General features: G+C 64.6%; 29 protein-coding genes and 1 pseudogene. 15 read left to right on the forward strand and 15 right to left on the reverse strand.

The window, feature by feature from the left end; translation table 11 throughout:
* Positions 1-219: 219 nt before the first annotated feature.
* Positions 220-729, reverse strand: a complete 510-nt coding sequence (locus ACD578_RS21605; protein ID WP_404288376.1) for an Lrp/AsnC family transcriptional regulator — start codon at positions 727-729, stop codon at positions 220-222.
* A gap of 122 nt (positions 730-851) precedes the next feature.
* On the opposite strand from ACD578_RS21605, the gene ACD578_RS21610 reads away from it, so the two are divergent.
* Complete coding sequence (locus ACD578_RS21610; RefSeq protein WP_404288378.1) at positions 852-1787, forward strand: DMT family transporter; 936 nt, start codon at positions 852-854, stop codon at positions 1785-1787.
* A 376-nt stretch (positions 1788-2163) separates the two neighbouring features.
* Here the strand turns inward: ACD578_RS21610 and rho are convergent, their stop codons facing one another.
* From rho to hemE, 5 genes are all read right to left on the reverse strand, one after another.
* Entirely contained in the window at positions 2164-3429 is a 1266-nt protein-coding gene (gene rho / locus ACD578_RS21615; protein ID WP_152710897.1) for a transcription termination factor Rho, read from the reverse strand.
* 211 nt (positions 3430-3640) lie between these two features.
* Positions 3641-4222 carry a hypothetical protein gene (locus ACD578_RS21620; RefSeq protein ID WP_404288380.1) on the reverse strand — a complete coding sequence of 194 codons (582 nt, stop codon included), beginning with the start codon at positions 4220-4222 and terminating at the stop codon, positions 3641-3643.
* Positions 4219-4365, reverse strand: a complete 147-nt coding sequence (locus tag ACD578_RS21625) for a hypothetical protein (RefSeq protein WP_404288382.1) — start codon at positions 4363-4365, stop codon at positions 4219-4221. Before ACD578_RS21625 ends, ACD578_RS21620 begins: the two co-directional genes overlap by 4 nt.
* A 38-nt stretch (positions 4366-4403) precedes the next feature.
* Positions 4404-4829 carry a protoporphyrinogen oxidase HemJ gene (hemJ, locus tag ACD578_RS21630; RefSeq protein ID WP_404288385.1) on the reverse strand — a complete coding sequence of 142 codons (426 nt, stop codon included), beginning with the start codon at positions 4827-4829 and terminating at the stop codon, positions 4404-4406.
* Position 4830: 1 nt separating this feature from the next.
* On the reverse strand, positions 4831-5868 hold the full coding sequence (gene hemE, locus ACD578_RS21635; RefSeq protein ID WP_404288387.1) for a uroporphyrinogen decarboxylase: 1038 nt from the start codon (positions 5866-5868) through the stop codon (positions 4831-4833).
* Positions 5869-6249: 381 nt separating this feature from the next.
* Between hemE and ACD578_RS21640 the strand changes: the two genes are divergently transcribed.
* The 5 genes from ACD578_RS21640 to dnaQ are packed head-to-tail and all read left to right on the forward strand — an operon-like array spanning position 6250 to position 9903.
* Complete coding sequence (locus ACD578_RS21640) at positions 6250-7080, forward strand: pyruvate, water dikinase regulatory protein (RefSeq protein ID WP_404288389.1); 831 nt, start codon at positions 6250-6252, stop codon at positions 7078-7080.
* 4 nt (positions 7081-7084) lie between these two features.
* Positions 7085-7702 (forward strand): Maf family protein, encoded by a 618-nt coding sequence (locus ACD578_RS21645; protein ID WP_404288391.1) that lies wholly within the window; start codon positions 7085-7087, stop codon positions 7700-7702.
* A 13-nt stretch (positions 7703-7715) separates the two neighbouring features.
* Complete coding sequence (locus ACD578_RS21650; protein WP_404288394.1) at positions 7716-8564, forward strand: shikimate dehydrogenase; 849 nt, start codon at positions 7716-7718, stop codon at positions 8562-8564.
* Positions 8561-9181, forward strand: coding sequence for a dephospho-CoA kinase (gene coaE, locus ACD578_RS21655; protein WP_404288396.1), 621 nt, complete (start codon positions 8561-8563; stop codon positions 9179-9181). Before ACD578_RS21650 ends, coaE begins: the two co-directional genes overlap by 4 nt.
* Positions 9181-9903 carry a DNA polymerase III subunit epsilon gene (dnaQ, locus tag ACD578_RS21660; protein ID WP_404288398.1) on the forward strand — a complete coding sequence of 241 codons (723 nt, stop codon included), beginning with the start codon at positions 9181-9183 and terminating at the stop codon, positions 9901-9903. Before coaE ends, dnaQ begins: the two co-directional genes overlap by 1 nt.
* A 257-nt stretch (positions 9904-10160) precedes the next feature.
* On the opposite strand, the gene secB is transcribed toward dnaQ, so the two are convergent.
* A complete protein-coding gene (gene secB, locus ACD578_RS21665) occupies positions 10161-10640 on the reverse strand; it encodes a protein-export chaperone SecB (RefSeq protein WP_404288400.1) in 480 nt (159 codons plus the stop codon).
* Positions 10641-10902: 262 nt separating this feature from the next.
* Between secB and ACD578_RS21670 the strand changes: the two are divergent.
* From ACD578_RS21670 to ACD578_RS21690, 5 genes and pseudogenes are all read left to right on the forward strand, one after another.
* Positions 10903-11624, forward strand: a pseudogene (locus ACD578_RS21670) (Tim44/TimA family putative adaptor protein).
* 50 nt (positions 11625-11674) lie between these two features.
* Positions 11675-12790, forward strand: a complete 1116-nt coding sequence (locus ACD578_RS21675) for a murein transglycosylase A (protein ID WP_404288402.1) — start codon at positions 11675-11677, stop codon at positions 12788-12790.
* On the forward strand, positions 12787-13356 hold the full coding sequence (locus ACD578_RS21680) for a Smr/MutS family protein (RefSeq protein ID WP_404288404.1): 570 nt from the start codon (positions 12787-12789) through the stop codon (positions 13354-13356). Before ACD578_RS21675 ends, ACD578_RS21680 begins: the two co-directional genes overlap by 4 nt.
* A 4-nt stretch (positions 13357-13360) precedes the next feature.
* Positions 13361-13780, forward strand: a complete 420-nt coding sequence (locus ACD578_RS21685) for a helix-turn-helix domain-containing protein (RefSeq protein ID WP_404288405.1) — start codon at positions 13361-13363, stop codon at positions 13778-13780.
* 62 nt (positions 13781-13842) lie between these two features.
* Positions 13843-14844, forward strand: coding sequence for an adenosine kinase (locus ACD578_RS21690; protein WP_152710916.1), 1002 nt, complete (start codon positions 13843-13845; stop codon positions 14842-14844).
* 199 nt (positions 14845-15043) lie between these two features.
* Here ACD578_RS21690 and ACD578_RS21695 read toward each other — a convergent pair whose 3' ends face one another.
* Positions 15044-15565, reverse strand: a complete 522-nt coding sequence (locus ACD578_RS21695; RefSeq protein ID WP_404288407.1) for a YidH family protein — start codon at positions 15563-15565, stop codon at positions 15044-15046.
* A 174-nt stretch (positions 15566-15739) separates the two neighbouring features.
* Here ACD578_RS21695 and ACD578_RS21700 point away from each other — a divergent pair, with 174 nt between their 5' ends.
* Together ACD578_RS21700 and ACD578_RS21705 are read left to right on the forward strand one after the other, a co-directional pair.
* On the forward strand, positions 15740-16480 hold the full coding sequence (locus ACD578_RS21700; protein ID WP_404288409.1) for a DUF2279 domain-containing protein: 741 nt from the start codon (positions 15740-15742) through the stop codon (positions 16478-16480).
* Positions 16471-16803 carry a hypothetical protein gene (locus ACD578_RS21705; RefSeq protein WP_404288411.1) on the forward strand — a complete coding sequence of 111 codons (333 nt, stop codon included), beginning with the start codon at positions 16471-16473 and terminating at the stop codon, positions 16801-16803. The genes ACD578_RS21700 and ACD578_RS21705 overlap by 10 nt, the downstream gene beginning before the upstream one ends.
* A gap of 107 nt (positions 16804-16910) precedes the next feature.
* On the opposite strand, the gene coaA is transcribed toward ACD578_RS21705, so the two are convergent.
* The 7 genes from coaA to hisB form a co-directional block, all read right to left on the reverse strand.
* Complete coding sequence (gene coaA, locus ACD578_RS21710) at positions 16911-17888, reverse strand: type I pantothenate kinase (RefSeq protein ID WP_152710920.1); 978 nt, start codon at positions 17886-17888, stop codon at positions 16911-16913.
* A gap of 21 nt (positions 17889-17909) precedes the next feature.
* Entirely contained in the window at positions 17910-18230 is a 321-nt protein-coding gene (locus ACD578_RS21715; RefSeq protein WP_404288413.1) for a phosphoribosyl-ATP diphosphatase, read from the reverse strand.
* Positions 18231-18360: 130 nt separating this feature from the next.
* The gene (gene hisF / locus ACD578_RS21720; protein ID WP_404288415.1) at positions 18361-19143 is read right to left on the reverse strand and encodes an imidazole glycerol phosphate synthase subunit HisF; all 783 of its coding nucleotides are present in this window, start codon (positions 19141-19143) and stop codon (positions 18361-18363) included.
* The gene (hisA, locus tag ACD578_RS21725) at positions 19143-19895 is read right to left on the reverse strand and encodes a 1-(5-phosphoribosyl)-5-[(5-phosphoribosylamino)methylideneamino]imidazole-4-carboxamide isomerase (protein WP_404288417.1); all 753 of its coding nucleotides are present in this window, start codon (positions 19893-19895) and stop codon (positions 19143-19145) included. Before hisA ends, hisF begins: the two co-directional genes overlap by 1 nt.
* A complete protein-coding gene (gene hisH / locus ACD578_RS21730) occupies positions 19883-20533 on the reverse strand; it encodes an imidazole glycerol phosphate synthase subunit HisH (protein WP_404288419.1) in 651 nt (216 codons plus the stop codon). Before hisH ends, hisA begins: the two co-directional genes overlap by 13 nt.
* Complete coding sequence (locus ACD578_RS21735; protein ID WP_152710925.1) at positions 20530-21021, reverse strand: DUF2628 domain-containing protein; 492 nt, start codon at positions 21019-21021, stop codon at positions 20530-20532. The genes hisH and ACD578_RS21735 overlap by 4 nt, the downstream gene beginning before the upstream one ends.
* Before the next feature lie 76 nt (positions 21022-21097).
* Positions 21098-21685 carry an imidazoleglycerol-phosphate dehydratase HisB gene (hisB, locus tag ACD578_RS21740; RefSeq protein WP_404293987.1) on the reverse strand — a complete coding sequence of 196 codons (588 nt, stop codon included), beginning with the start codon at positions 21683-21685 and terminating at the stop codon, positions 21098-21100.
* 181 nt (positions 21686-21866) lie between these two features.
* On the opposite strand from hisB, the gene hslV reads away from it, so the two are divergent.
* Together hslV and hslU are read left to right on the forward strand one after the other, a co-directional pair.
* Positions 21867-22397: an ATP-dependent protease subunit HslV gene (hslV, locus tag ACD578_RS21745; RefSeq protein WP_152710951.1), complete on the forward strand. Its 531-nt coding sequence runs from the start codon at positions 21867-21869 to the stop codon at positions 22395-22397.
* Positions 22394-23707 (forward strand): ATP-dependent protease ATPase subunit HslU, encoded by a 1314-nt coding sequence (hslU, locus tag ACD578_RS21750; RefSeq protein ID WP_152710927.1) that lies wholly within the window; start codon positions 22394-22396, stop codon positions 23705-23707. Before hslV ends, hslU begins: the two co-directional genes overlap by 4 nt.
* Positions 23708-23823 lie beyond the last annotated feature (116 nt).

Raw genomic sequence — 23823 nt, forward strand, 5'->3', positions numbered from 1 at the left:
TTTCTTCCCAATGTTATCACCGGCTTTGTGCCGGTGATCCCGATGCGAGTGGTACGGAGTTCTTCGAAGCCGGATGGCCTGGTCAAGCCCGGCCATGACGAGGAGGGTGTCATTCCCGGCCGGAGCGCAGCGAAGGGGAAGGGATCCATAGCGCTGAGCGTGCGGCTGGATCCCCTTCCCGGTCCTGCGGACCGCCGGGGATGACAGCGGAGCGCTTACTCAGCAATCCGGCTCGCGTTTTTCCGCCTCGCGGTTGAGATGCGTCAGAGGCAGAACCGCGTCGGATTTCACCCGGGTAAGGGCGAAGTTGGAGCGAATGTCGCCGATCATCGGCAGGACCAGGAGCTTTTCCGTCAGGAAGTTCTCATAGGCTTTGAGATTGGCCACCACGATCTCGGTAATGAAATCGGCCGTACCGGACACCATGTGGCAGGCCACCACCTCCGGCATGGCGGCGAGCGCCTGCTGGAGCGCCTGCGCGTTGTCGCGGGAATGTTTTTCGACCTTGATCTCGACGAAGACCGTGAGGCTCAAGCCCACCGACTCCCGCTCGAGGACAGCCCGGTAGGTGCGGATAAAGCCGTCGCGCTCCAGGCGCCTGACCCGCCGCAGGCACGGAGAGGGCGAGAGGCCAACCTGATCAGCCAGTTCCTGGTTGGTCAAGCGCCCGTCAGACTGAAGCGCATTCAGGATCCGCAGGTCGATGGCGTCGAGATCGATAAAGGGCATGGCTGCGCGAACCCCGCTTTCACGCAATTTTCTGCCAAGAATGCGCAACCTTCAAGCCGAACTTCGCAAGGACGTGCCCTGGCCTGAAAGCCTATGCTCAGGGTTGCTCATGGAGGCTTGTCATGTCCGATCTTGCTTATCCCCCGTCTCAGGCTCAGACGCGCCCTAGCGTGATCGGATGGCCTGCCGCCTTCGCCACCGTGACGATCTGGGCCGTCTGGGCCGTCGCGACACGCCATGCGGTGACGCATGATCTGCCCCCCGCCGCAATCGGCCTGTTGCGGTTCGGAGTCCCTGCCCTCCTGCTGCTCCCGATCAGCTGGAGGACCGGCCTGTTCCCGAAAGGGCTCGGTTTCCGGAAAGGCCTCGGGCTTCTCGGGTCCGGCGCTCCGTTCTTCCTCATCGTCGCGCTCGGCATGCAGTTCGCCCCGGCGGCCGAAATCGGTCCGTTGTTGCCGGGAACCATGCCGCTCTTCGTGGCGCTGATCGGCTGGCTCGTCTTCGGCGAGCGCCTCGGGCGATTCAGGATCGCGGGCTTCGCCCTGATCCTGATCGGCGTCGCCTGCATCGGCGGCTATGGCCTGCTGTTCGCCGGCAACGGCACCTGGCGCGGACATGTGCTGCTTCTCAGCGGAGCCTTCCTGTGGGGGATCTATACCCACGCCTATCGTCGCAGCGGATTGTCCGCCCTTCAGGCCGCCGCTCTGATCGGATTGTGGTCCTTCCTTATCCTTCTGCCCTTCGGTGCTCCGTCACTGGCTCGTGCGCTCGGCGACGGATTGGCCGGACCTGTGATCCTGCAGGCTGTCGTGCAGGGATTTTTCTCAGGCGTCGCAGGCGTCGTTCTCTACGGGATCGCGGTCGACCGTCTCGGCGCTTCGCGCGCGGCCGCCGTCTCGCCCCTGTCGATCGTGATGGCGGCTTTGATCGCCGTTCCCGTCCTCAACGAGATCCCGGATCGCGCAGCATTGCTCGGGATAACATTGGCGACGCTCGGCGTTGTGCTGGCGAGCGGCGTCTTCAGCCAGCCTTCGTCGAGCGGAACGGCGAAGGTTTGAGGGTGCCTGAATTTCACCGGGCACAGGAGCGGCGATGTTCTTTTTCTTCTCCAACCGATTGGGCTGTGCAGGCTCGCTCCTGGTCTCCGCCGCCCTGACCTTGATCGTGCTGTGGCTGATGGGCGTGTTCTGACGTCAGGCGAGGTCAGCGCGTCCTTCCGGGAACGACACCGTCCCTGTCACGCGCTTTCCCAATCGGGATCACCGGGACAAGCCCGGTGATGACGAGGGAAGCCAATCTCCGACTTCATCGTCAGGAGCCGCAAAGCGACTGTCTCGAAGGAGGGTCCGGACTGCGCCGGAAACGCACCAAACGAAAAAACCCCACCCTCCAGGTCGGAGGATGGGGCCCATTGTCGGATACGGAATTTCCGGATCAGGTATTCATCGAATCGAAGAAGTCGCCGTTCGACTTGGTCTGGCGCAGCTTGTCGAGCAGGAACTCGATGGCGTCGACCGTGCCCATCGGGTTGAGGATGCGGCGCAGCACGTACATCTTCTTGAGCGTGTCGCTCGGCACCAGCAGCTCTTCCTTGCGGGTACCGGAGCGGGTGATGTCGATGGCCGGGAAGGTGCGCTTGTCGGCGACCTTGCGGTCCAGAATGATTTCCGAGTTGCCGGTGCCCTTGAACTCTTCGAAGATCACCTCGTCCATGCGCGAGCCCGTGTCGATGAGCGCGGTCGCGATGATGGTGAGCGAACCGCCCTCCTCGATGTTGCGCGCCGCACCGAAGAAGCGCTTCGGGCGCTGCAGGGCGTTGGCGTCGACACCGCCGGTGAGCACCTTGCCGGAGGACGGCACCACCGTGTTGTAGGCACGTCCCAGACGCGTGATCGAGTCGAGCAGGATCACCACGTCGCGGCCGTGCTCCACGAGGCGCTTGGCCTTCTCGATCACCATCTCGGCGACCTGTACGTGACGCGTCGCCGGCTCGTCGAAGGTGGAGGCCACGACCTCGCCCTTCACGGAGCGCTGCATGTCGGTCACTTCCTCGGGCCGCTCGTCGATGAGCAGCACGATGAGGTAGCACTCGGGATGATTGGTGGTGATCGACTGCGCCACGTTCTGCATCAGCACGGTCTTACCGGTGCGCGGCGGCGCAACGATGAGCGCGCGCTGGCCTTTGCCGATGGGCGAGACGATGTCGATGATGCGCGGCGAGAAATCTTTTCGCGTCGGATCGGCGATCTCGAGATTGAAGCGCTCGTGCGGGAAGAGCGGCGTCAGGTTGTCGAAATGGACCTTGTGCCGGATCTTCTCCGGATCCTCGAAATTGATCGTGTTGACCTTGAGCAGCGCAAAATAGCGCTCGCCTTCCTTGGGGCCGCGGATCGGGCCGTCCACCGTGTCGCCGGTGCGCAGGCCGAACTTCCGGATCTGCGAGGGCGAGACATAAATGTCGTCGGGACCGGGCAGATAGTTCGAATCGGCCGAGCGCAGGAAGCCGAAGCCGTCCTGCAGCACCTCGACGACGCCGGCGCCGATGATTTCCACCTCGCGCGCCGCCAGCTGCTTGAGGATGGCGAACATGAGCTCCTGCTTGCGCATGGTGCTCGCATTCTCGACCTCGAGCTCTTCGGCGAAGGTGATGAGTTCAGTGGCGGATTTCGATTTCAGGTCTTGAAGCTTGATTTCCCTCATCGGGGAACACTCTCGGGGTAAAATCGCGGGCAGGTGGGCTGTACGCGGAGGAGATTAAGGGAAACGTCGACAGGGCCGCTCAGTTCACGAGGGTGACTTGAGAGAGCCCTGAGGGCCCCTGCAGCGCACCTGTCTTTGAGGAAGAGAATTCTTATTTAGCCCTATTCGGGCCAAGGCTCAAGACCTCGCGTTCAAAAATACGAAGAGGTTTTCAGGGCCTGTCCTGGCGGTGCCAGATTCTGAGATCTCCCACGGCCTCGAAACCGTTCCGGCACGCCACCGTGAGATCCGATCCCGTCTCGTAGCCAACGAGAGGCAGCCCGGGAAACCGGTTCGAAGCAAGCGCCGTCAATCCCTGCCAGACCTGATCGACAGCGTCGGCCGGGCCGAAGACGTTGGAGAGACCGACAACCCCGGCTCCCCGATTCAGGATGCCCCCGCCCACGATCACGCCGTCCCATAGGAGCGAGGCAAAGACGATATCGGGATCGCTCAGAAGCTCCGGCCTGAACGGTCGCGCATCCGGTCCCGTCTCGGGACCGGCCCACGCCCGCTCCCAGGCCGTCAGCTCCGTCTCGCTCGCGACGATCGCAAGATCATCCGGACCGATGTTCCCGGCAGGGGATTCGAGGAAAAGCCATTGCGCATCGAACAATACCTCGAAGCCCAGACAGGACAGCTCCACCCCGTTGAAGCTGTCCTTGATGGCCCAGCCGCGCCGGTGATCCGACGCGACCAGGGCAGCCACCACCTCGACGAGGTCGGCTTCTGCCGCAGCATCGGTAAGCGTCACCGCATCCGGATAAAACCGGGGGTGCCGTGCCGGTTGAACCAGAGGCTCGCCTGAAACTCACCCGGTCCGCCATTCACGCGGCAGACGGCATCGCACCAGAGAGCATTATTGCGGGCAGCTTGTACGACGGGATCGTTCTTCATCGAAGCGGCCCATGAGGCTGAGATCAGAGAGGCCGAGATCAGAACGGCTTCACGATCACCAGGATCACGATGCCGATCATGAGGATCGTCGGGACCTCGTTGATCATCCGGTAGAACTTCGCCGGGCGCGTGTTCTTGTCGGCGGCGAAATCCTTCACGGTCTTCGACAGGAACCCGTGCACGCCGGACAGGATGAGCACCAGGAGCACCTTCGCGTGCAGCCAGCCGGAGGTGTACCAGCCGCCCTGCCAGACCAGGATCAGGCCGAGGATCCAGGTAAGTCCCATGGCCGGGTTGATGATCGCCTTGAGCAGGCGACGCTCCATGATCTTGAACGTCTCGGACTGGATCGAGCCCTTCGGCACCTCGCTATGATAGACGAAGAGACGCGGCAGATAGAGCATGCCGGCCATCCACGCGATGATGGCGACCACGTGGAACGCCTTGATCCAAAGATACAACATGTCATGCCCCCCGCACGCGAGCGATCAGCTGCTCGACGTGTTCGACCGGTGTCTCCGGCAGAATGCCGTGCCCGAGATTGAAGATGTGCGGGCGGCCGCGCACCGCCTTCAGGATATGTTCCGTGCCCCTGGTCAGCGCCTCGCCTCCGGCGATCAGCGCCAGCGGATCCAGATTGCCCTGGGTCGCCACATGAGTGGGAAGACCCGGCAGCACGTTCACGGGATCGAGCGTCCAATCGAGGGCAAGCCCGTCGCCGATGCCGGCAGCCGCGAAGCGATGGAGATGCGCACCGCCGCCGCGCACGAAGACGATGACCTTCGCCTGCGGCCGCGCGCTTTTGAGGCCTTCGACCATCCTGCGGATCGGGTTCAGCGACAACCGCTCGAAGAGCGCAGGCGGCAGGGCCGACCCGAAGCTCTCGAAGATCTGCACCGCTTCGGCACCCGCGTCGATCTGGCGGATGAGATAGGCCGTGGAGGCCCGCACCAGCCTGTCGATCAGCGCATCCATGAAAACCGGGTCGCGATAGGCGGTGAGCCGGGCCGGCGCCTGGTCGGGCGTGCCCTTGCCGGCGATCATGTAGCTCGCCACGGTCCAGGGCGCGCCGCAGAAGCCGAGAAGCGTCGTCTCCTTCGGCAGAGATCGGCTCAGGCGGTCCAGGGTCTCGAAGACGGGATTCAACCGCTCCAGCGGCAGCTCGTCGGCCAGCCGAGCAAGATCCGTCTGCGAGGTGACCGGATCGAGCTTGGGCCCCTCGTTCTCGACGAAGCGCACGTCCTGGCCGAGCGCATGGGGGATGACCAGGATGTCGGAGAACAGGATCGAGGCATCGAAGCCGAAGCGGCGGATCGGCTGGAGCGTCACCTCCTCGGCAAGCTTCGGATTGTAGCAGAGATCGAGGAAGGAGCCGGCCTGCTTCCGGGTCTCGCGGTATTCCGGCAGATAACGGCCGGCCTGGCGCATGATCCAGATCGGCAATGGCCAGACCGGTTCGCCGTTCAGCACGCGCAAAATCGCTTTGGTGGGACGCTCGCTCACAGGCCCTCTCTAATAAAATAGAATCTTTGAATCTTAGAATCTGATGTTTCTCTTGGGCCGTGAATCACGAAGCCGCAACCCCGTCCACAGACGGTCCACACCGGGTCGGTCGTTAACGGTTCATTAACGGATGGGGCGGGCCCGCCACAATCCTTTCCGAATTGTTAAACCTTAACAGCCCGTTAACGAACCTTAACCAAACCTAAATCGAAAACTTTTGGGTGATTCGTGCCGGATTCTCCCAATTCGACATTTTAAGAGTCGCACAACAGGCAGCCTTGTTGATGGATTGAGACGAATCCCACAGGCCCTTGCGCTGGACCTCTTGAAGCAAGCGATCTATCCACATTGATCGACTCCTTGTCCGCAGAGAGACCGATCGTGGGACGCAGCTATTTTCATCTCCATCTCGTCTCGGATTCGACGGGCGAAACGCTCATCACCGTCGCCCGCGCGGTGGTCGCACAATATGAGGGCGTCGCCGCCATCGAGCATGTCTATCCGCTCGTGCGCTCCAACACCCAGCTCGAGCGCGTGCTCAGCGAGATCGAAAACGCACCGGGCATCGTGCTCTATACCCTGGTGGAGCAGGATCTGGCACAGCGGCTCGAGGAGGTCTGCCGCAACACGAGCTCGCCGCATCTCTCCGTGCTCGAACCGGTGCACGCCCTGCTCTCCTCCTATCTCGGCACCCATTCGACGGCGCGGCCCGGCGCGCAGCACATGCTGAACGCGGAATATTTCAAGCGCATCGATGCGATGAACTTCACGCTTCTCCATGACGACGGGCACCTGCCGCACGATCTCGACGAGGCGGATGTGATCCTGGTGGGCGTGAGCCGCACGTCGAAGACGCCGACTGCCATCTATCTCGCCAATCGCGGCCTGAAAACGGCGAATATTCCTCTCGTTCCCGGCGTGCCGCCGCCGACGGTCCTGGGGACGGCCCGGAAAGCACTGATCGTCGGCCTGGTCGCGACGCCGGAGCGCATCGTGCAGATCCGGCAGAACCGTCTCCTCAGTCTCAATGCCGATGACGACACCTCTTACGTGGATCGCGACGCGGTGGCGGAGGAACTCGCAGCCTCCAGACGGCTTTTCGCCCGCAACGGCTGGCCGGTGATCGACGTGACCCGCCGTTCCATCGAGGAGACGGCGGCGGCGATCATCGACCTCTATCGCGACCATCGTCTGCGCTTCATCGCGGAATAAGTTCATGCCGGCGCTCTGGACCCATTCCGAAAAGCTGCTTCTCGCCTCGCTGAGCGCGACCCGGCTCACGCTGCTGGTGAGCGCGGGTCTTCCCGTCGAGACGCAGAATTCGAGCATCGACGAGCGGGCCGTCGAAGAGGCGGCCGCCCATGAGGGGCTCGACCCGCCGACGCTTGCCGGACGCTTGGCGGCGGAGAAGGCACTCGCCGTCAGCCGTCGCCATCCGGAACGGGTCGTTCTCGGCGCCGATCAGGTGCTCGAATGCGAAGGCGAGGTGTTTCACAAGCCTGTCGACGGTGCGGCGGCACGGGCGCAGCTGATGCGGCTGTCCGGACGGCGCCACGCCCTGCATTCGGCCGGTGCCCTCGCCATCGGCGGGCAGGTGGTCGAACGCTTTTTAGGAAGCGCCCATCTCACCATGCGGCCTTTGACCGAGGAAGCGGTCGACCTCTATCTCGACCTTGCCGGGCCCGATGTGCTGAAAAGCGTCGGCGTTTACCAGCTCGAAGGGTTCGGGGTTCATCTCTTCGAGACGGTCGAGGGGGATCATTCGACCATTCTGGGGCTCCCTCTCCTTCCGCTTCTCGCCGCCCTGCGCCGCCTCGGCTGCTTGGCTCTTTAAGGACTGTCTCTTCATGGCGAAGGCCTTCGTCGTCGGCCATCCGATCAAGCATTCCCGCTCGCCCCTGATCCACGGGTATTGGCTGAAGCAATACGGGCTCGATGGAAGTTACGAGCGCATCGAAGTCGCTCCTGTGAATTTCGGGGATTTCCTGAAGAGCTTCCCCACCCGGGGCTTCGCCGGCGGCAACGTCACCATCCCGCATAAGGAGATGGCCTTCCTGGGCGTCGATCGTCGCACAGAGCAGGCGGAGCGCGTGGGAGCCGTGAACACCCTCTGGATCGAGGACGGCGTGCTCTGGGGCGACAACACCGATGTCACCGGCTTCATGGCCCATCTCGATGCGAGCCTGGGGACGGGCTGGGAACAGGATGTGGAAACGGTTCTCGTGCTCGGGGCCGGCGGAGCCGCCCGCGCCGTGGTGGCAGGTCTCCAGAACCGGCCTTGCAAGCGCATCTTCGTGGCGAACCGCACCCTGTCGAAGGCCGAGGACCTGGTCCGCGATCTCAGGCGGGGCAGCCCTGTCGGTCTGGAGACCTCGGCGTGGGAGGCCCTCGGGCGGGTGATCCCCCATGCCCAGCTCATCGTCAACACCACGTCGCTCGGCATGGCCGGCCAGCCGCCGCTTACCCTCGATCTGGGCAAAGCGCCGCGCAACGCCGCCGTCGCGGACATCGTCTATGTTCCGCTCGAGACCCCGCTTCTCGCCGCCGCGGCCGCGCATAACCTGAGAACCGTCGACGGGCTCGGCATGCTGCTGCATCAGGCGGTGCCGGGCTTCCGGCGCTGGTTCGGCGTGACGCCGGAGGTGACGCCCGAATTGCGGGCGTTGATCCTCGCCGACATCGAGGCCCAAAGATGACCTTCGTGCTCGGCCTCACCGGCTCCATCGGCATGGGAAAATCGGCCACCGCCGATCTCTTCCGCCGGCTCGGCGTTCCGGTCCACGATGCCGACGCCACCGTGCACAGGCTCTACCGCGGCCGCGCCGCGCCGCTGATCGAAAAAGCCTTTCCAGGCACCGTCACGGAGGGAGCCGTCGACCGGGCACGCCTGGGCGCTGCCGTTCTCGACAGCCCGGAGCGCATGCAGCAGCTCGAGGCAATCGTGCATCCGCTCGTGCGGGAGGAGGAGGAAAGCTTTCTCAAGAGACTCGCGGCCCTTGCGCCGGTGGCCGTGCTGGACATCCCGCTCCTGTTCGAGACCGGCGGCGAGACGCGCTGCGATGCGGTTCTCGTCGTCACCGCGCCTGGAGCTGTGCAGCGCGACCGGGTGCTTGCCCGTCCGGGCATGACGGAGGCGAAATTTCATGCCATCCTGGCCAGGCAGATGAGGGACGAGGACAAGCGCACCCGGGCTCATTTCCTGGTCGATACAAGCCGCGGCTTTTCTTCCGCCGAGGCGCAGGTCAAATCGATTCTCGCCTGTCTCGCCGGCCGGCCGGGCCGACGCCGCCATTTTAATGAAGAGTTTTCGTGATGTTGCGTGAAATCGTTCTGGATACCGAAACCACCGGCACCGACCACGCCAAGGGCGACCGGGTGATCGAAATCGGCTGCGTCGAGCTTCTCAATCACATCCCCACGGGCAAGAGCTATCACGTCTACATCAACCCGGAATGTCCGGTCTCGCCCGGCGCCTTCGCGGTGCACGGGCTCTCCAACGAGTTTCTCAACGACAAGCCCGTCTTCGCAGCCATCGCGGACGAGTTCGCCGAGTTCGTCCGCGATGCGCGGCTCGTCATCCACAACGCCGCCTTCGACATCGGCTTCCTCAATGCGGAATTCGCCCGCACCGGGCACACGCGGTTCAACCTTCCGGACGCGGTCGACACGCTCTCGATGGCCCGGCGCAAGCATCCGGGTGCGGCGAACAACCTCGATGCGCTCTGCACGCGCTACGGGATCGACAATTCCAGGCGCACCAAGCACGGGGCGCTCCTCGACGCCGAAATCCTCGCCGAGGTCTATATCGAGCTGATCGGCGGCCGGCAGGTTGGCTTCGACCTGTCGCTGCGGCCCGCCGCACGGGGCCGCGCGGCAGCGCAGGGCCAGATCGCGGCACAAGACGCCCGTCCGCGCACCCTGATCTCGCGGTTGACCGAAGCCGAGCGCGCGGCGCACGAGGCCTTCATCCAGTCGCTGGGACCCAACACCCTCTGGCGCGAATATCTCGGCGAGACGACGCCCGAGGCATCTTAAAGACCATCATCCCGCAGCAGCCTCATCCTGAGGAGCGCAGCCGTCTTGAACCTCTCTCCCGTCATGGCCGGGCTTGTCCCGGCCATCTCGATTCTGAAAAGCGCCGCCTCTCACAAATCGGGATCATCGGCACAGGGCCGGTGATGACGTGGAGGGTGAATGGCCGGCCAGTCTCTGAAGAGGTCTGCGCGCATAAAAAATCGGACGAAACGATCCCCGCCTCGCCCGATTGGAAAACCGCGAATTCGGCCGACTGTTTACGATAGCGTCTGGCCGCCGTTCGGCTGACCCTGCACTTCGGCGGCGCGCTGGCGGTAGAGGGCCACGAAATCGATCGGGTCGATGTAGAGGGGCGGGAAGCCGCCGTTGCGCACGGCATCGGCCACCATCTGGCGGGCGAAGGGGAAGAGCAGGCGCGGGCACTCGATCATCACCACCGGGTGCAGCTGGTCCTGCGGGATGTTCTGGATGCGGAACACGCCCGAATAGGTCAGCTCGAAGGCGAACAGCACGTCCTTGCCGCCGATCTTGGCATCGCCCTCGAGGGTGAGGTCGACCTCGAAATCGGCCTCGGCGAGCTGCTTGGCATTCACATTGACCTGCAGGTTGATCTGCGGGCCTTCCGATTGCTGCTGCAGGGAGCGGGGGGCGTTGGGGTTCTCGAAGGAGAAATCCTTGCAGTACTGCGCAAGGGCGTTGAGCGCGGGCGCTCCGTTGGTTGCCGGGTTCTCGGCCATGGGTTCATGCTCCCTTAAGGGTGTCTTGTCGGGCCCGGACGAAACACGTCGTCAGGCAAAGCGCCGGCTCGCTTCGGGCCATGGATCTTCGCGCTATCAGCTTCTCCTACACGAAGCAAGATTTGAGCCGACTCATTCGCTTGTCGGGGGCAAAGGTGGATGTTACGACCTCAAGACCCCATATGCGAAGGATGACACCTTCGCCTCCTTGATACAACGCCCGGCGAAACCCGGGCGCGGGCAGGCTCACAACGGATCGACGATGCAGGATTCCTTCGACATCACGACCCTCATATTTATTGGACTCGCCGTTTTCGTGATCTGGCGTTTGCGCTCCGTTCTGGGGCAGAAGACCGGCAGCGAGCAGCCGCCTTTCGACCCGATGTCGCGCCGCGATGCGCCTCTTCGTCCGGGCAATGCGCCGGCCGAGCCGGATCACAATGTGGTGCGCCTGCCTGGCGCCAATGGCACCCGTCCCGCCGCCGAGGTCCCGTCGGCCGAGCGTTGGAAGGGCATCGCCGAGCCCGGATCGCCCATGGCCCAGGCCCTCGACGGCATTGCCCGTGCCGAGCCGAACTTCAACCCCGCCGAGTTCCTGGAAGGCGCCAAATCCGCCTATGAGATGATCGTCACCGCCTTCGCGCAGGGTGACCGCAAGACCCTCAAGGATCTCCTCGCCAAGGAGGTCTATGAGGGCTTCGAGAGGGCGATCACCGAGCGCGAGCGCCGGGGGAGACGGTGGAAACCACCTTCGTTTCCATCGACAAGTCCGAGATGGCCGGAGCCGAGCTCCAGAACAAGACGGCCCAGATCGTGGTGCGCTTCCATTCGAAGCTGATCACCGCGACCCGCGATGCCTCCGGCAGCGTGGTCGATGGCAGCCCCGAGACCGTGGCCGACGTCACCGACGTGTGGACCTTCGCCCGCGCGCTCGGCAGCCGCGATCCCAATTGGCAGCTCGTGGCGACCGAAGCGGGGCAATGAGGCATGCCGGGCAGGCCCTCCTCGCTTGTCTCATCTCTTGGACGCTGAGCATGTCAGCCGAAGCGGCATCGGGGCTGAAGGATCAGGCGCGCCTCGAGCCCCTGCCCTTCCAGGACCTTGCCGGTTGGGAGACGGACGATCACGCCGCTGCCTTCCAGGCCTTTCTGCGCTCCTGCCGCGCTCTCGATGCCAGCACCGCCGAGCTGCGCCCGGCCCAGGCGCCTCGAGGAGACCTCCTGGCCGCTTGCCGCGAAGCCTTGAAGACGCCTCGACTCGGCAGGAGTGAAGCCCGGCACTTCTTCGAGACGCATTTTCAGCCCGTTGCCGTCATTCCCCATTCCGGCAACGGCTTTCTCACCGGCTATTACGAACCCGAATTCCAGGGCTCGCGCACGCCCGATGCCACTTATCGCGTCCCCCTGCTCGACCGGCCCGCGGATCTCGTCACCCTTGCGCAAGGAGAAGCCCTGCCCGGCCTTGAGAAGGGTCTCCAAGCCGCCCGGCGCGCCAAGAACGGCTACGAGCCCTATCCCGACCGCGCCGCCATCGAGAACGGAGCCTTAGGGAGGCTCGCCAAGCCCATCGTGTATCTGCGCGAGCCGGGCGAAGCCTTCATCATCCATGTCCAGGGCTCGGCCCGCATCCGCCTCGATGACGGGTCGGTGATGCGGGTGGCCTATGCCGGCCGCAACGGTCGGCCCTACACCTCCATCGGACGCCTCCTGGTGCAGCGGGGCGAGATGGATCTGGAGACCATGACGCTGGCCAAGCTCATGGGCTGGCTGAAGGATCATCCGGAACCGGCCAGGGCCCTGATGCGGCAGAACCAATCCTACATCTTCTTCCGCGAAGCGAGCGAGCTCGCCCCCGAGGACGGGCCGATCGGCGGTGCGGGCACCCCGCTCGTGCCCGGCCGGAGCCTCGCGGTGGATCGCTCCCTTTGGGCCTATGGCCTGCCTGTCTGGCTCGACGGGCATTTGCCGCTCACTCTCGACAAGACCGAGCCCCTGCGGCGGCTGATGATCGCGCAGGATACGGGCTCGGCCATCGTCGGCCCGGCGCGGGGTGATTTCTTCTTCGGCAGCGGCGAGGAGCCGGGGCGCCGGGCCGGCCTCCTGCGCCATGCCGTGCGCTTCGTGGTTCTGCAGCCCAAACCCCGTTCATGACCAAAAAAAGCCGCACCCGCCAGCTCAGCTCAGAGGAGAAGCGGCTCTGGTCCCATGTGGCCAGGCACGTGAAACCCATGAAGGGCAAGCCCCTGCCGCCCGAGCCGGAACCCGAGGACAAGCCCGCCACGGCCCCTGCCCCGCAGATCGCTGCACTCGCCCCCGTTCTGCCCCCGCTTCCACCCCAGACGAAACCGGCCGTGCCCCCGCTCGCTCCCGTCGAGCGCAAGACGCTCCAGGCCCTCCGGCGCGGCCGCAAGGACGTGGACAGCGTCATCGACCTGCACGGGATGCGCCAGGAGGAGGCCCATTTCGCTCTCCTGCATTTCCTTCATCGGGCGCAAAGCTCCGGCCACGGGCTCGTTCTGATCATCACCGGTAAGGGCGGCGCGGCCGCCGGCAGCGGCATGTTCGAGGAACGCGGGGTTCTCAGGCGCATGGTGCCGCACTGGCTGCGCCTGCCCGATCTCCGCTCCCTGGTGATCGGCTTCGAGGAAGCCTCTCCCCAGCATGGCGGATCCGGTGCACTCTATGTCAGGCTCCGCCGGCGGCGGGGTGCGGGATAAACAGATGACTCCCTTCGGTGAACGGGTACGGCAGCTGCGCGGCGAGCGCGGGCGGATGTTGAAGGACATGGCCGCTCACCTGGGCGTGTCGAGCGCCTACCTCTCGGCGCTCGAGCGCGGCGAGCGCGGCAAACCCACCTGGGCTCTGATCCAGGGGGTTCTGCAGTATTTTCACATCATCTGGGACGAGGCCGACGAGCTCGCTCGCCTTGCGGACTTTTCCGATCCGAAAGTGAAAATCGATACGTCCAACACCGATCCCGTGGCGACCCTTTTCGCCAACCGTCTGGCGCGGGAGATCCGCGGACTCACGTCCGAGGAACTCAACCAGATGATCGCCGTCCTCGATCAGGCTCAGGAGCGGGAGCGCAAGGCTGCTTGTGCCATTCCAGGCGACGCCCAGGCACCTGTCTCACCCCGGTAAGAGCTTGACCTCCCTTACCGTGGATGCGAAAGCGCCCCGTCTTTCCCCAACCGTGGTGGCTTATGTCCCAGACCCGCATCGACGTTCTCACCCTCGGCAACGCCATCGTTGACGTGCTCGCCCATACGGACGAGGCCTTCCTCATCCAGAAGAAGGTCCACAAGGGCGCCATGCAGCTCATCGACGAGGCCCGTGCCGAGGAGCTTTACGGCGACATGGGCCCGGCGATCATCGTGTCGGGCGGCTCGGGCGCCAATACGGCGGCGGGCGTCGCCTCCTTCGGGGTCAAGGCGGGCTTCATCGGCAAGGTGAAGAACGACGAGACCGGCAAGCTCTTCGCCCATGATCTCAAGGCGATCGACGTGCATTACGACGTGACGCTCGCCGAGGATGGTCCCGCCACCGCCCGCAGCTTCATCCTGGTGACGCCGGACGGCGAGCGCACCATGAACACCTATCTCGGCGCCTGCCAGAACCTGACCCCCGACGACGTGAACCCGGACACGGTGCGCGCCTCGAGCATCGTCTATCTCGAAGGCTATCTCTGGGATCCGCCGGCCGCCAAGGAGGCATTCCGCAAGGCCGTGAAGATCGCCCACGAGGCCGGCAACAAGGTGGCCCTGACCCTCTCCGATGCCTTCTGCGTCGACCGCTATCGCGACGAGTTCCTGGGGCTGATGCGCGACGGCAGCCTCGACATCCTGTTCGCCAATATCCACGAATTGCAGAGCCTCTACGGCACGTCCGACGCCGACACCGCATTGGCTGCGTTGCGCGAGGAAAACGTGCTCGGCGCGATCACCCGCTCGGCCGAGGGCGCGTTGATCGTCAGCCGCGGCGAGACCAAGGCCGTGCCGGCCTTCCCCGTGGAGCGCGTGGTCGACACCACGGGCGCCGGCGACCTCTTCGCCTCGGGCTTCCTCGCCGGCCTCGTTAACAACCTGGACCTCACCGACTGCGCTCGCCTCGGTGGCCTGGCCGCCGCCGAGATCATCAGCCATCTCGGCGCCCGCCCGCAGGCGAACCTCAAGGAGCTGGCGCAGCAGGAAGGGCTGCTCTCGTAAGGATCGCCCTCCCCGTCATGGCCGGCCCTGTGCCGGCCCTCCACCTCTTGAATCCATCAAGTCTCGCTCTGTCCTCATCCTGAGGCGGATTGCGTGAGCAATCCGTCTCGAAGGAGCTTCCAGTGCTCTCTGGATCCTCCTTCGAGACGCAGACCACGTCTGCTCCTCAGGATGAGGTGAGAGCTTGTGGCAAAAGGGTCTAACCCCTTCCCGTCTGCCCGAACCACAGTCCGAACAAAGCCGCGAGCGAGACGAGCGCCAGGAAGCCGTTGAACATCACCAGGAGGAACGGCGGAATGCGCTGCACGTCCGGATGCGGCGGTTGCGATCCCGTAAAGATCTGACGCCAGACGGCGGAGGCGAAGCAGAAGGCGCTGAACAGGATCAGCACCGAGCCGGTGGAAAGGATCATCCAGCCCGGCACCACGCCCGCGAGCAGCTTCTGCGCGCCGATGCCCGAGGCGAGCGACGCGAGACCGGTGCGCACCCAGGCCGCATAGGTGCGCTCGGCGGCGAAGACCGTGCGGTTGGCGGCCAGTTCCGTGCGCCGGTCGGCGCTGTCCTTCATCTGCACGCTGGCGGTTGCGGTCGTCTTGGCGGCGGCCTGCGTGTGTTCGGCCGCCTCTTGCGTCTGCTCGGCGGCCTCCTGGCTCTGGGTTGCCGCTTCCTTCGCGTGCTCGGCGCTTTGCTTGAGTTTTTCGTCGACCGGCTGCGTCGCCATGCATCCTCCTTATCGAAGGCACAACGCCCAAGGTTGCGGAATGGTTGGCGTCACTCCGTTTACCTCGATCGCCGTATTCTGCCCGCTGCGGCAGAACGCTTCCACTGAAGGGGTTGAGCTCCGTCATTTGCTATAGGAAGGTGTCGGCAGGGGGGCGCAGAAGAGGATCGACCAATGCGGGTGGTCGCCTTCGTCGCTTGCCTTGCCATCCTGGGCGCGGTTCTGCGCCCTGAGACATCCCTGGCGCAACCGAGCGGACCATCGGAGTCTCGCTCTGTGGCCCGAGCGAAGGGGCACCATGCGAGAACGCCTGTGGTCGCGTCCGCCACGGCTATGCCGACCACGCAAGCGAGTCTCCGAGCAGCCCCGGTCCCTCCGACATTCTACTCATTCAGCCAGCTGGGCGATCATCTGCATGCGATCCGGTGGGAGCTGGCCCTCGTTGGAGCAGGATTTGCCATCGTCGGCTTCAAGGACTGGGATTGGGGCAACACTTCCGGGTTTCAGACCATCGAAGAGGGTTGGTTTTCCAAGAACACTCGCCACGGCGGAATGGACAAGATCGGCCACTCCTTCTCGACCTATGTCATTGCCGACCTCCTGACAGACAGGATTCGGGCTAATGCGTCGAATCCCACGGGCGCCCCGATAACAGCCGCACTCGTCGCATTCAGCATTATGGGCCTTGCCGAAACGATGGACGGGTTCACGGGTCGGCACCGCTTCTCGCGCGAGGACATCGTGGCGAACGGCGTCGGTGCGCTCTTCTCCGTGTTCCGGAATACCATTCCCGGGCTGCGGGAGAAGCTGGACTGGCGCTTCATGTACACGCCCGCAAGCTATGAACGTCCGGGCATCACAGGAGAGAACGGCATCCTCCCCCGTACGAGCGCCAGCGCTACATCATGGCGCTGAAGGCCAGCGGATTTGAAACGCTCAAAGATACGCCGCTGCGCTATGCCGAACTGCATGTCGGCTTCGATGCGCGCGGGTTCGAGGAGAAAGAGCGCGAACTCGGCTATCCTATCGAGCGCTCTTTCTATGTAGGGGTAGGGCTGAACCTCAACGAGGTGCTTTTCGGAACGGGACCCAATCCGAACTTCGCCAGATACAGAGATACCCTCCCGGGTTGGGCTGTCCGGAAGACCTTGGAATACGTCCAGGTGCCTTACACGTCGGTTTATGCCAAGAGCCGTTTCTCGACGATCCGCCGGGTGGGCACGACGCTCCAGGACTAACGCATCGTACGAACCTCCGGTTCGCCCCCGAACGATGCGCCACTTATAGGGGAGCAGCGGATTGGATCCCAAAAGTGGGGCCCACTTTTGGGATCCAATCCGCTGCTCTAGAGTCTTCTCAGCGCCACCGTCTCGATCCGGTGGCTCGGGCCCTTCTTCAGGATCAGGCTCGCACGCTGGCGGGTCGGAACGATGTTTTCCTGCAGGTTCACCAGGTTGATGCGGTTCCACAGGCCGTCGGCGATGTTGATGGCCTCGTCCTCGCGCAGCTCCGCATAGCGCCGGAAATAGGACAGCGGATCGCGGAAGGCCGTGTGGCGCAGGCGCAGGAACCGGTTCACGTACCAGCGGTGCAGGTCGTCCTCGTCAGCGTCGATATAGACCGAGAAGTCGAAGAAGTCCGACACGAAGGGAATGGCCGTGCCGTCCTTGGGCATGCGCGCGGGCTGGAGCACGTTGAGCCCTTCGACGATCAAAATGTCCGGCCGGTCGACCATCGTCTCCTCGCCGGGCACCACGTCATAGACGAGGTGGGAATAGAGCGGCGCCTTCACGTTGCGCTTGCCGGCTTTGATGTCGGCGAGGAAATGCAGGAGCTTTCCCGTGTCGTAGCTTTCCGGAAAGCCCTTGCGCTCCATCAATCCGAGCCGCGTCAGCTCCGCATTGGGCAGGAGAAAGCCGTCGGTGGTGACGAGGTCGACTTTCGGGGTGTTGGGCCAGCGGGCCAGGAGTGCTTTGAGCACGCGGGCCGTGGTGGACTTGCCGACCGCGACCGAGCCCGCCACGCCGATGATATAAGGCACTTTCTCCTGATGCTCCGCGAGAAGGAAGCGCTGGGTCGCCTTGAACAACCCTTGCGTGGCCGCGACGTAGAGGGACAGAAGGCGTGAGAGCGGCAGGTAGATCGCCGCCACCTCGTCGATGGAGATCGGATCGTTGAGGGATTGCAGCCGCATCACCTCATCGACGGTCAGCGTCATCGGCGCGTCGGCGCGGAGGCGAGCCCATTCGTCACGGGGGAATGTGCGGTAGGGCGAGAGGCCGTCGTCGTCCTCGTCGGCGGACATCAGGTTGGGCTGGTCCATGCGAACCACCTCTTTTCCATGTTAGGTCTCGCGCGCGGCCTTCTCCGCAAGACCCGACTGCGCCGTGCGGCGCTCCAGTTCGGCCATGACGTCACTTAGCGGAATGTTTGCGCCCTGCAACACGACCAAAAGATGATACAGCACGTCCGCCGCTTCCGCCGTGAGGTTCTGCCGGTCGCCCTCGACGGCCGCGATGGCCGCCTCCACCGCCTCCTCGCCGAGCTTCTTGGCCGCCTTGGCCGGTCCGCCGGCGATGAGCTTGGCCGTATAGGATTCGGTGGCCGGCGCCGCCGCGCGCTCGGCCACGATGCGGGCGAGGTCGTCGAGGGTGAAGGAGGTCATGTCGCTTTCACTGTCATTCCCGGCCGGAGCGTAGCGGAGGAGAAGGAATCCATCCTCCGTGCTTAATCGTAGATCCCCTTCCCGGCCTTTCGGGCCGCCGGGGATGACACTCGGTCCTTATTCTCTGTTCTCAGGCCGCCTTGTCCAGCCGCATCTTCAAGCCTCTGTCCGCCATGTAGCCCTTGGCCTCGCCGATCGTGTGTGTGCCGAAGTGGAAGATCGAGGCGGCGAGCACGGCGCTGGCATGGCCCTTCTCGACGCCGTCGACCAGATGATCGAGATTGCCGACGCCGCCGGACGCGATGACGGGCACGGAGACGGCATCCGCGATGGCGCGCACGAGAGCGAGATCGTAGCCGCCCTTGGTGCCGTCCCGGTCCATGGAGGTGACCAGAAGCTCCCCTGCCCCCCGTTCAGCGACCTGCCTGGCGAACGCGATGGCGTCGATGCCCGTGGCGTTTCGCCCGCCATGGGTGAAGATCTCCCAGCGCGGAGCCTCGCCCTCCTCCGACACCTTCTTGGCGTCGATGGCCACGACGATGCATTGGTTGCCGAATTTTTCCGCGGCCTCGCGCACGAAATCCGGGTTTTTCACCGCCGCCGTGTTGATCGAGACCTTGTCGGCCCCGGCGAGCAGAAGCCTGCGGATGTCCTCCACGGTGCGAACGCCGCCGCCGACGGTGAGCGGCATGAAGCAGGCCTCCGCCGTGCGCTGCACCACGTCGAGCAGGATCCCCCTCGCCTCGTGGCTTGCCGTGATGTCGAGGAAGCAGAGCTCGTCGGCCCCGGCGGCATCGTAGGCCTTTGCCGCTTCGACCGGATCGCCCGCATCGACGAGATCGACGAACTGCACGCCCTTCACGACGCGCCCGTCCTTCACGTCCAGGCAGGGAATGAGACGCACTTTGAGCATCAGGCAGGTTCCTTGCGCACGGAGCGGAGCAGCGCCAGCGCCTCTTCCGGGTCGATGCGCCCGTCATAGAGGGCGCGGCCGGAGATGGCACCGTTGAGGACGCTGCAATCGGGCCTCGTGAGGCGCTCGATATCGGCCATGGAGGCAAGGCCGCCCGAGGCGATGACCGGGATCGAGACGGCGCGGGCCAAGCCTAAGGTCATCGGGAAGTTGAGGCCTTTCAGGATGCCGTCCCGGGCGATGTCCGTGTAGATGATGGCGGCGACGCCCGCATCCTCGAAGCGGCGCCCGAGCTCTTCCGCCGACAGGGTCGATGTCTGGGCCCAACCCTCGACGGCGACCAGCCCGTCCTTGGCGTCGATGCCGACCGCGATCTTGCCCGGATGGAGCCGGGCAACTTCCCGCACGAAGGCGGGATCGCGCACGGCGGCCGTGCCGATGATGACGCGGGACACGCCCTTCCCGAGCCAGCCCTCCACGGTCTTCATGTCGCGGATGCCGCCGCCGAGCTGCACGGGGATCGTGACCCGCGTCAGGATGTTCTCGACGGCAGCGGCATTCATCGGCTTGCCGGCGAAGGCTCCGTCGAGATCGACCACATGCAGCCACTCGAAGCCCTGAGCCTCGAAGGTGGCGGCCTGGTCGGCCGGGTCGTCGTTGAACACGGTCGCCTGGTCCATGTCGCCTTGAATGAGGCGGACGCAGCGGCCCTCTTTGAGATCGATTGCGGGGTAGAGGATCACGGGCGCCACCTCAAGAAATTGGCGATGAGCTTGAGGCCGAGCGCCTGGCTCTTTTCGGGATGAAACTGGGTGCCGACGAGATTGTCCCGTCCGACGATGGCCGTGACCGGGCCGCCGTAATCGGCGGTTGCGACCACGTCGTCCGGGCTGGCGGGCGAGAGCGCGTAGGAATGCACGAAATAGGCGTGCAGCCCGTCCGGCCCGGTCGGAATGCCGTCGAGCAGCGGGTGCGGCTTCGCCAGCGTCAGAGTGTTCCAGCCCATATGCGGGATCTTCAGGTGAGGATCGCTCGGCCGGATGGGCTTCACGTCGCCGTGGATCCAGTCGAGGCCGTAGCTCGTGGTGTGCTCGAGACCCCGTGTCGCCATGAGCTGCATGCCGACGCAGATGCCGAAGAACGGACGCTTGTCCTCATGGACGCGCCGCTGCAGCACCTCCACCATGCCGGGTACGGCATCGAGGCCGCGGCGGCAATCGGCGAAGGCGCCGACGCCCGGCAGCACGATCCGGTCGGCCCTGGCGACGAGGCTCGGGTCGGACGAAACGGTAATGGAGAGGTCGAGCTCCGCCTCGCGCGCCGCCCGCTCGAAGGCCTTGGCGGCGGAGTGCAGGTTGCCGGACCCGTAATCGATGATGACGACGCTCACCGGGGACGCTCCGCATCGGGAAAGAGGCCGATCACCGGCTCGGGCCTCCGGGGGGTGGACAGAACGGCTGACGGCGCCGGGTTGCGGGGCAGGGCGGACGGCTTGGCCTCGAGCCAGCGGGCGAAGGCCCTGGCCTCCGCCTCGTCCTGGTCTTCCGCCGTGACCGCGTCGACCATGGGCAGGCCGCGGCGCGCCAGGGTCCAGCGCCGGAGGCTGTTGGCCTCGAGCCCGATCAGGGCCTGCAGCAGAGCTTGAGCGATGGAGCCGGCGAGGGGATGCACGTCCAGCACGGCCATGAGGCCGCCGAAGGCGAAGACGACGATCAGCACGCCGATCCCGGCGAGCCAGAGCCGGTGGTAGAAGAACCAGAGGAAGGTGAAGAAGAAGGCCCCCCAGGAGAAGGCATCCTTCACGAGCTCGGATTCGTCCAGAGCTGTCGGATCGCCCGGCCGCGCATCGCGCGGAAGGTGCAGGGTATAGGTGGTCATGGCGACGTTTCCTCAAGCCCCGTCCGGTGAGGTGACGACAAGTGTCTCGCCGGACAAGGCGTTCTCTTGTTTAGAACTAGAGCGTACCCTTGGTGGAGGGAACGCGGCCCTCTTCCCTTGGGTCCAGTGCCACGGCCTGACGCAAGGCCCGTGCCAAGCCCTTGAAGCAACTCTCGGCAATATGGTGGCTGTTCTCGCCGTAGAGCGTTTCCACGTGCAGGGTCAGCCCCGCATTGATGGCAAACGCCTGATAGAACTCACGCACCAGCTCGGTGTCGAAAACGCCGATCTTCTCCGTGGGGAAGGTGGTCCGGAACACCAGGAAGGGGCGGCCCGATATGTCGAGCGCGACGCGCGTCAAGGTCTCATCCATCGGACAATGGATGTCGGCATAGCGCGAGATGCCCTTTTTATCGCCAAGCGCCTGCAGGATGGCCTGACCCAGCGCAATCCCGGTATCCTCGGTCGTATGATGATGGTCCACATGCAGGTCGCCGGTCACCTTCACGGTCAGGTCGAAGAGACCGTGTCGGGCAAACAGTTCGAGCATATGGTCGAGGAAGCCGACCCCCGTGGAGATTTCGGCCTTGCCGGTGCCGTCCAGGGCAATCGACACGGCGACATCGGTCTCGGCGGTGCGACGGCTAACGCTCGCGGAGCGCATCATCAAAATCCTTTGCGGAACAGGAGACGAGGCCTTCTAGCAAGCCGCGACGAGAAATGCCACCCGCGTTGCTTTTGGCCGATGAATGATTAAGTCAGCCCTGAAATGGCCTTGTGGCCGATGCTGAGTTATTCCCGCCCGCCGGAGTTCTATCCTCGTGTCCGAAGACGCCACCCCCCGCATGCATGCCACTACCATCCTCATGGTCCGGAAAGGAGGCCGCGTCGTCATCGGCGGCGACGGTCAGGTGAGCCTGGGGCAGACCGTCGTGAAGGGCAATGCGCGAAAAGTCCGCCGCCTCGCCAAGGGCGGCGTGATCGGCGGCTTCGCCGGCTCCACGGCCGATGCCTTCACCCTGTTCGAGCGCCTCGAGGCCAAGCTCGAGCAATATCCCGGCCAGCTCACCCGCGCCTGCGTCGAGCTCACCAAGGACTGGCGCACCGACCGGTATCTGCGCCGCCTAGAGGCGATGATGCTCGTCGCCGACAAGGACGTGGGCCTGCTGCTCTCCGGCGCCGGTGACGTGCTGGAGCCGGAAAACGGCATCATGGCCATCGGTTCCGGCGGCAATTATGCCTTGGCTGCCGCGCGCGCCTTGGCCGATTCCGAGATGGATGCGGAAGCCATCGTGCGCCGGTCCCTTGGCATCGCCGCCGAGATCTGCGTCTACACGAACTCGAATATTGTCATTGAGACCTTGGACATCGAATGACCACGTTTTCTCCCCGCGAAATCGTCTCCGAACTCGACCGCTACATCGTCGGCCAGAACGACGCCAAGCGCGCGGTCGCCATTGCGCTGCGCAACCGCTGGCGCAGACAGCAGCTCGAAGGTAGCTTGCGCGAAGAGGTGGCGCCGAAGAACATTCTCATGATCGGCCCGACCGGCTGCGGCAAGACCGAGATCTCGCGTCGCCTCGCCAAGCTCGCGGGCGCGCCGTTCATCAAGATCGAGGCGACCAAGTTCACGGAGGTCGGCTATGTCGGCCGCGACGTGGAGCAGATCGTGCGGGATCTCGTGGAGATCGGCATCGGCCTCGTGAAGGACGAACGCCGCCGTCAGGTCCAGGCGAAAGCGCATGTGGCGGCGGAAGAGCGCGTGCTCGATGCGCTCGTCGGCTCCACGTCCAGCGCCGCGACCCGCGATTCCTTCCGCCGCAAGCTGCGCGCCAACGAACTCGACGACAAGGAGATCGAGGTCGAACTGCAATCGGGCGGAGGGCAGGGCATGCCCATGTTCGATATCCCCGGCATGCCCGGAGCATCGGTCGGCGCGATCAACCTGTCCGATATGTTCGGCAAGGCCTTCGGCGGAGGACGCGCGAAAACTCGCCGCACCACCGTGCGCGAGGCTTATGAGCCGCTCGTGATGGAGGAGGCCGACAAGCTGCTCGACCAGGACGCCATCGTGCAGGAGGCGCTGCGCCAGGTGGAGAACAACGGCATCGTGTTCCTCGACGAGATCGACAAGATCTGCGCCCGGGAAAGCCGTGGCGGAGCCGATGTCTCCCGCGAGGGCGTGCAGCGCGATCTTCTGCCGCTGATCGAAGGCACCACCGTGTCGACGAAATACGGCCCGGTGAAAACGGACCACATCCTGTTCATCGCCTCCGGCGCGTTCCACGTGTCGAAGCCGTCGGATCTGCTGCCCGAACTGCAAGGCCGTCTGCCGATCCGCGTCGAGCTCGCACCGCTGACGGTGGAGGATTTCAAGCGCATCCTGACCGAGACGGAGGCAAGCCTCATCAAGCAGTCGGTTGCGCTGATGCAGACCGAGGGCGTGGGCCTCGTCTTCACGGATGATGCCATCGATGCGCTGGCGCAAGTGGCTGTCGACGTGAACAACTCGGTCGAGAACATCGGCGCGCGTCGTCTGCAGACGGTGCTCGAGCGGGTGCTCGACGACGTGTCGTTCACGGCGCCCGACCGTTCGGGCGAGACGGTGACCATCGACGCCGCTTACGTGCGTGGCGAGGTGGAAACGCTGGCGAAGAACACGGACCTGAGCCGGTTTATTCTTTGATGTGAACAAGCACGACGTCATGGCAGGACCTGCTGCGGCCATCCCGATGATGTGAAGCGCTGCGCTTTGCGAATCGGGATCACCGGCACAGGGCCGGTGATGACGGTCGTGTGGAA

This window comes from Microvirga sp. RSM25, assembly GCF_044784385.1.
In the GTDB taxonomy this organism is placed as follows: domain Bacteria; phylum Pseudomonadota; class Alphaproteobacteria; order Rhizobiales; family Beijerinckiaceae; genus Microvirga; species Microvirga tunisiensis.